The following is a 641-nucleotide window of genomic DNA, read 5'->3' as shown; positions in this document are numbered from 1 at the left end:
GTTGAGGTTCTTGTTCCAATAGAACTTCTACCTGTTGCTTGATTGATTCCATTTTGTTTTCCATCTTTTCTTCAATTTGTCTTCATTAATTATTGGATACTTTTGGCACGCTTTCGTTCATCTCTGATGTCAGTACCTGAATACAGGCTTGCGCTAACGAAACGGCCCAAAAACTGCCCGCTAAAGTAAGCACTAAGCTTCGCTCTTGAAGCTCAACTAAGCCTTTGTCTTGCCATACTTTAAACAGCGGCATGAGAAAATCGAACGTATCGCTACCCATAAACATCGGCAGTTTACTTGCCTGAACAATGCCTCGGTCAAACCCGGATTTTAGCGCTGCAAATAATGGGTCTAATGGGCTGTGCTTCATCATCATCGCAATCGTACTTTGCCCTTCATTCACCGCTTTGATGTAGGTGTCTACAGTGCGGTGCAGCATCATACCGTAGCAGCCAATGTTGCAACCAGAACCGCACCCACCCGGCAACCCTTACGCGTACGTCTTGGCTAAGCTGTTGTATAGGCTACGCTCACGGTTATCGACGGCCCAGTGGTTCACGCTCAACTGCTTCATATGGTGCTTCGCCATAAAGTTCACACCTAGCTCATACATGCCCGCTTTCTCTGGCGTCGTCGCTGGT

General features: G+C 47.1%; 1 pseudogene. It reads right to left on the bottom strand.

Annotated features, from left to right (window positions below):
- Positions 1-85 precede the first annotated feature (85 nt).
- Positions 86-641 (bottom strand): annotated as a pseudogene (locus R7Z50_RS28385) (heme anaerobic degradation radical SAM methyltransferase ChuW/HutW); the annotation flags it as partial.

The sequence above is a fragment of the Vibrio sp. 1249-1 genome (assembly GCF_033340495.1).
The sequence above is the reverse complement of the archived record's forward strand: the minus strand, read 5'-3'. Positions and strand labels throughout refer to the sequence as shown.